This window comes from Actinotalea sp. C106 (genome assembly GCF_023630195.1).
In the GTDB taxonomy this organism is placed as follows: Bacteria; Actinomycetota; Actinomycetes; order Actinomycetales; family Cellulomonadaceae; genus Actinotalea.
The window spans coordinates 1-5,986 of the sequence record NZ_JALPKN010000196.1; the positions used below are offsets into that span (position 1 = coordinate 1).

The window sequence follows — 5,986 nt, forward strand, 5'->3', positions numbered from 1 at the left end:
GGCCTACCTGGGCGAGCTCGCAGGTGCGGTGGAGATCCCCGGCGCGATCGGCGCCGGGGCGCCGCTGGTCCGCTTCCCGTTCTTCGCGGCCGACGGCGCGACGGCGGGGCGGCTCGTCGCCGAGCTCGGTCGCCAGGGGGTGTACGCCGGGCGGTGGTACCGGCCCGTGCTGTTCCCTGGTGTGGTCGACCCCGGGGTGTACGGGTACGACCCTGCGGACCCCGCGCTCACGACGACGCGCGACCTCGTGGACCGCGTGGTGAACTTGCCGACGCGCGTCACGGCGTCCGAGGCGGTCCGCATCTCGGCCCTCGTCCGTGCGGCGCTGGCGGGCTGAGCCGCACCAGCACACCACCGGGCCCTACCCGGCCGCTGCGGGCGGGTCCCCTGCCGCACCCCGCAGGACGCGGTAGGCGCCGCCGACGGGTCAGTGGTTCAGACGGCGCCGGGAGAACTTCACGTAGTCGAGGGTGTGGCGCAGGTCGACCCGGGCGACGTCGAGACGGCGTCGCAGCGACAGGTCGGGGCGGTAGTGCAGCGTGTGGACCCGTCCCGCCCGCGACGCGCGGCGCAGGAGGCTGCGCGTCGAGGCCGGGACGAACCAGCGCGCGACCGCGTACGGCACGTTCAGCCAGAGCCGCTCCACCGTCGTCGTGAACGGGGCGACAGGGCGCCCGAGCACCAGCTCGTCGGCGGCGCAGCGGGCGAGGTTCCCGCCCGCGGCCATCGTGTAGAACGCCGTGGCCCCCGGGCGGAGGTTGACCTCGAGGACCTTGGAGAGGCCCGTCCGCCTGTCCAGCATGACGTCGACGTTCGCGGCCCCGTGGTACCCGATCCCGTCAAGAAGGGTGCGGACGGAGTGGGCGAGGTCGGGGTCGTCGATGGTCACGATCGCGTTGTTGTTGCCCACCAGGTCCGGGTTGTACTCGGTGAGCGCCACCTGCCCGACCGACAGGAACCGCACGCGACCGCTGCGGTCGGAGTAGGTGTTGGCCACGCGCATCACGGACTCGTCGCCCGCGAGGTACTCCTGCACGATCAGCTCACCGTCGTAGCCCGCGGCATAGATCCGCCGCGCCGTCTCGCGCAGCGCGGCCGCGTCGTCGAGGAGATAGACCTTCTGGCGGCCCTCGAACTGCAGGCGCGGATACTGGTCGGTGTCCGACGGCTTGAGGATCACCGGGTATCCGAAGGGCAGGTCCTCGCCCAGGCGGGGGTCGTCCAGCACCGACGCGTCGACGACGAGCGTCTCGGGGTGCGGGACGCCCAGAGCCGCGCACGTGGCGTAGAAGTCCGTCTTGTTCATGACCCGGGCCGCCGTCGCAGCGTCGGGGAGCGGGATGAGGTAGCGGTCGTCGACCTCTGCACGGTGCTCGAGCAGGACGTTGGTGTAGTGCTCGATCGTCGGCAGGAGCAGCAGGACGGCGCCGGGCCGCGTGGTGGCTAGCTCCGCAGCGAGCTCGCGCAGCGTCTCGACGACGACCTGCTCGTCGTCGAAGTCGCGTCGGGCGCGCACCTCGACGATGCGGGAGTGCGCGGTCTCTCGGAGCGCGTACCGGCCGAGCGCGATGGAGCGGACGCCGAACGCCTCGTGCAGGGAGCGGGCGAGGTTGTAGGCCCCGAGCCCGGTCCCCAGGATCACCGGGACGAAGTCATCTTCCGTGGGCATGGGTCCGGGGGCCTTTCACGGGGTCGGGAACTGCCTGCGCACCGGCGAAGGCCGTAGCAGTCTAGCGGCGCTGCGAGGTCACGGGACTGCCACATCCCGGCCGGATCGGGTTGGTAGGCTCGCCGGCGCGACAGGCCCGACGGAGGAAAGGACCACATGACCACCGTGACCGACGTGCGGGACCGGGCGACCTGGGACGCCGAGGTGCAGCGGTCCGGCGGTCATCCGCTGCAGCTCTGGGGCTGGGGCGAGGTCAAGAGCCACGGGCCGTGGACCGTGCACCACCTGCGGGTCGCGTCCGCCGACGGGGCGCTGATCGGCCTCGCGCAGGTGCTCGTGCGCCGCCTCCCCCTGCCGTTCCGGGCGCTCAGCTACGTCCCCCGGGGGCCGGTGGTGGGACCCGACGGTGTCGGCTCGCCCGAGACGCGTCGCGAGGTCACGCAGGCCGTGGCCGACTGGTGCGCCACCCACGTCCGGGGCATCGGGGTCACGTTCGAGCCGGACTGGCCCGACGGGACGGAGCTCGGCGTCGACGGAGCCCGCCAGGCGCGGACCCCGATCCTGTGCCGCTCGACGCTGATCCTCGACCTGACGCGCAGCGACGACGAGCTCCTCGCCGACCTGGGCCGCTCGACCCGCGCCGACGTGCGCAAGGGTGGGCGTGGTGTGGAGATCCGGCGGGTCGTCGCCGACGACGAGCTGGAGGCCGTGCTCGCCCTGTACCGGGAGTCGGCGGCGCACGCCGGGTTCCCCCTGCACGAGGACGACTACTACCGGGCTGTCCACCGCGAGCTGGGCGACGCGTCGCTCGTGGTGGCGGCGTTCGCCGACGGCGCCCCGTGCTCCTTCGTCTGGTGTGCCGCGTCGGCCACCACGGCGTTCGAGCTGTACGGCGGCGTCAACGAGGTCGGGCGCAAGGCGCGCGCCAACGCGCCGGTCAAGTGGCATGCCGTCCGTCTCGCGCGGGAGGCAGGCCTCGAGCGCTACGACCTCAACGGTCTGCTCAACGACGGCATCAGCGAGTTCAAACGGAGCTTCGCCAAGCACGAGAACCTCATGGTCGGCGCGATCGACGTCCCGTTCAACGGCCCGCTGCACGCGGCGTGGGAGCGCGGTCTGCCGACGGCCAAGCAGGTGGTCCGCCGGCTGCGTCGCCGGTGAGGTCGAACCGCGACGCGAGGTCGGCGGGCGCCGGGCGACGGGTCAGCGCCGACGCAGCCGGCGAGCGAGCGGGCGCAGGACCTCGTCAAGCTCGCGCACGCGCAGCAGCTTGAGGAGGACGCCGTACGCCGCGACCATCACCAGGCCCGCGACGGAGGTCACCGCCAGGGCGTGACCCCAGGTGAGGGGGTCGTCAGCCCCCATCAGGCGCGCCACGCCCCAGCCGAGGGCCGCGGAGACCCCCGCGGCGATCACGGCACGGGTGTACAGGCGCAGCACGCGTGGGCCGTCGATGCCGTGCAGCAGGCGCCGCATGCCGCGGATGCGTAGGAGCACCGACACCCACGCCGAGAGGGAGTAGGCGCCGGCGGCCGCCACCGCCCAGTGCCGGGCCGGGAGCACCTGCCAGGCGATCAGCAGCGTGGTGACCATCGAAGTGGTGGCGACCACCTGGATGACGAAGATGCTCCGGCCGTCCTCGAACGCGAAGTACATCCGCTTGACCATGACGGTCGCCCCGAGGGCCACGAGCCCCACGCCGAGCGCGCGGAGCACCGGGGCGGCCACGGCGACCTCCTCGGGGGACAGCGGAGGCAGCAGCGTCTTGAGCAGCGGACCCGGGATCGTGATCAGCACGGCCGCTGAGATCACGGAGAAGATGCCCGCCGCGCGCAGGCCGGTCGACATGGCGGACCGGACTCCGTCCAGGTCGCGCCGCGCGGCCGCGAGGCTCATCCGGGGGAAGAGGGCCGTGATGATCGACACGACGACCAGGGAGTGCGGCAGCAGGTAGATCATCAGGGCGTTGGTGAAGGTCGCGTTGCCGGCGACGACCTCGCTGCCGCTCGCGGACTGGCCGGCGCTCCAGGTGATGTTCTTGAGCAGCACGAGCCCGAGCTGCTCGAGGGCCACCGCCGCGACGGTCCAGCCGACGACCTTCCCCGCGGAGCGCAGCCCGATGCCGCGAAACCCGAAGCGTGGCCGCCAGTGGAACCCCCCGCGGGACAGCGCGACCATGAGGACGACGGCTTGCGCGGCGACGCCGAGCGTGGCTGTTCCGGCGAGCACCACGGTCTGCGTCGTCGTCCACGCGCTCACGTCGTTCAGCGGTCCGTCCGCGGTGCCCCAGACCAGGAGGAACGCGCCGAAGCCCAGCACGGAGACGATGTTGTTGGCCATCGGGGCCCAGCCCGTGGCCGCGAACTGGCCGCGGGCGTTGAGGAGCTCGCCGAGGACCGCGAACAGCCCGTAGGACAGCACCTGCGGGATGCACCAGAACGCGAAGACCACCGCGAGCGCGCGTTCCTGCGACGACAGCTGACCGGAGAGGGTGAACAGCCGGATCAGCAGCGGCGCGGCCAGCGTCAGCACCACTGTTCCCACGACCAGCGTGACCACCGCGAGCGTCAGGAGCTTGTCGAGGCGCTCCTGGGTGTTCTCGGACGTGATGGCGCGCATGATCTGCGGCATCAGCACCGCCTGGAGCACACCCGCCGCGAGCAGGATGAAGAGCATGTTGGGCAGCGTGTTCGCGATGTCGAACGCGTTGGCCACCGCGCCTGTGATGCCGATCGCCCCGACCAGCAGCATGGTGCGCACCTGGCCCGTCGCCCGCGACGCGAACGTGCCGAGCGACAGGATGAGCGAGTTGCGCCCCAGGCTGGACGAGCTGGCGCCTGGGACGACCCCGCCCTCGGGGGAGGCCGAGCCGGCGACGCCGTCGGCCGCGGGTGACGGGGTACTCGTCATGGAGGGGATTGTGCCACCCGCGCGGCGACCTTCCACGCCACGACCTTCCACGCCACGACCATCCGTGCTCGATCCTGACGCAGGATCAGGGGGCGTCGATGGGTGTGCCCGGGGGGTCAGCCGATCCGGTGCGTCCCGAGGTAGAGGTGCAGCACCGGCACCCTGAGCTCGTCGCGGGCGCGCGACGCCCAGTCGGTGTGGAACGTGTCCTCGAGCGCGTGCGGGAAGGTCACGACGACGACCTCCCGGACGGGGTGCCGGTCGACGGCCGAGCGCAGTGCCGGGAGCGGGTCGTCGTCGACGACCGTGCCGTCGGCCTCGGCCCCCGCGGCCACGAAGGCGGCGAGGCTCTCCTGGAGCTGCTCCTCAGCCGTGGCGTGCGCGCGCACCGGCTCCGGCTCACGGCCGAGGACGGTGTCGAGCGCCTCGCGCAGCTCGCCCATGCTCAGGTGGTCCACGAGGGAGACGAGCACGTTGCGCTCGGTGTCGGCGGGCACCAGGACGTGGAACCGCCGGTCTTCGCCGGGGTGGAGCGCCGTGATGTGCTCGATGTCCGTCGCTGTCAGGGTGTCCTCGGTCAGGACCAGGATGATCTCGTTCACCTGCTGAGCCTATCGGCGGGGCAGGTGCCACCGCCCGAGGAGGACGCCGTCGGCGTGCAGCAGGTGGGCCGGGGCGGCCATGGCCGACGGCTCGAGCCACGGCCCGGCCAGCACCCGACCGGCCGGACCACCGACCAGGACCGGGCTCGTGGTCAGGCAGAGCTCGTCCACGAGGCCGGCGCCGACCAGGTCGGCGAGAAGCGCCGGCCCGCCTTCGGTCAGCACGTCGTGCAGGCCCGCTGCCCCCAGCCGTCGCAGCACGTCCGCGAGGTCCACGCCTCCCTCGTGCACGATCAGGCGTTCGGGGGACACCACCCGGCGCAGCGCGGGCAGTCCCGGTGCCGTGGTGAGGGTGCAGACCCACGGGGCGGGCTCACCGTGCAGGACGACCGCGGGCACGTCGCCGCTCCCGGAGACCACGACGAGGGTCGGGTGCGCCGGGCGTCCCTCGGCCAGGCGCACGGCGTGCAGCGGCTCAGGGGTTCGCAGCGGCGTGTAGCCCTCGGCGCGCACCGTCCCGGCCCCGACCAGGACGGCGTCGGCCAGCGAGCGAAGGACCGTGAAGACCCTGAGGTCCGCCGGACCGTTGATGGTGCCCGACCGTCCGTCCGGGCCGGTCGCCGCGCCGTCGAGCGTGGCGATCATGCTCGCCCGGACCCACGGACGGTCGGAGCGGGCGGGTTCCGCAGCGGCGCCGCCCGGCTCGCGGCGGCGCTCGGCGTCGGTGGCGTAGAGCACCCGCAGCTCGCGCTCCGCGGGGTCGGGCTGGAGGCGGTAGCCCGCCGGCACCGGTGATCCTGACGAG

Annotated in this window: 6 protein-coding genes; 2 read left to right on the top strand and 4 right to left on the bottom strand. The window is 73.0% G+C overall.

Features of this window, described 5'->3' with window-relative positions; all coding sequences use genetic code 11:
• Positions 1-337: hypothetical protein (locus L0B03_RS12690; protein WP_250446283.1), on the top strand; the 337-nt coding region annotated here is incomplete at its 5' end.
• A gap of 90 nt (positions 338-427) precedes the next feature.
• Here the strand turns inward: L0B03_RS12690 and L0B03_RS12695 are convergent.
• A complete protein-coding gene (locus L0B03_RS12695) occupies positions 428-1,669 on the bottom strand; it encodes a hypothetical protein (protein WP_250446285.1) in 1,242 nt (413 codons plus the stop codon).
• A 156-nt stretch (positions 1,670-1,825) separates the two neighbouring features.
• On the opposite strand from L0B03_RS12695, the gene L0B03_RS12700 reads away from it, so the two are divergent.
• Positions 1,826-2,830, top strand: a complete 1,005-nt coding sequence (locus L0B03_RS12700) for a peptidoglycan bridge formation glycyltransferase FemA/FemB family protein (RefSeq protein WP_250446287.1) — start codon at positions 1,826-1,828, stop codon at positions 2,828-2,830.
• Positions 2,831-2,872: 42 nt separating this feature from the next.
• On the opposite strand, the gene murJ is transcribed toward L0B03_RS12700, so the two are convergent.
• From murJ to L0B03_RS12715, 3 genes are all read right to left on the bottom strand, one after another.
• On the bottom strand, positions 2,873-4,579 hold the full coding sequence (gene murJ / locus L0B03_RS12705; RefSeq protein ID WP_250446289.1) for a murein biosynthesis integral membrane protein MurJ: 1,707 nt from the start codon (positions 4,577-4,579) through the stop codon (positions 2,873-2,875).
• A gap of 116 nt (positions 4,580-4,695) precedes the next feature.
• Positions 4,696-5,181: a hypothetical protein gene (locus L0B03_RS12710; protein WP_250446291.1), complete on the bottom strand. Its 486-nt coding sequence runs from the start codon at positions 5,179-5,181 to the stop codon at positions 4,696-4,698.
• Positions 5,182-5,190: 9 nt separating this feature from the next.
• A partial coding sequence (locus tag L0B03_RS12715; RefSeq protein ID WP_284501753.1) for a dihydrofolate reductase family protein occupies positions 5,191-5,986 on the bottom strand: 796 nt, incomplete at its 5' end.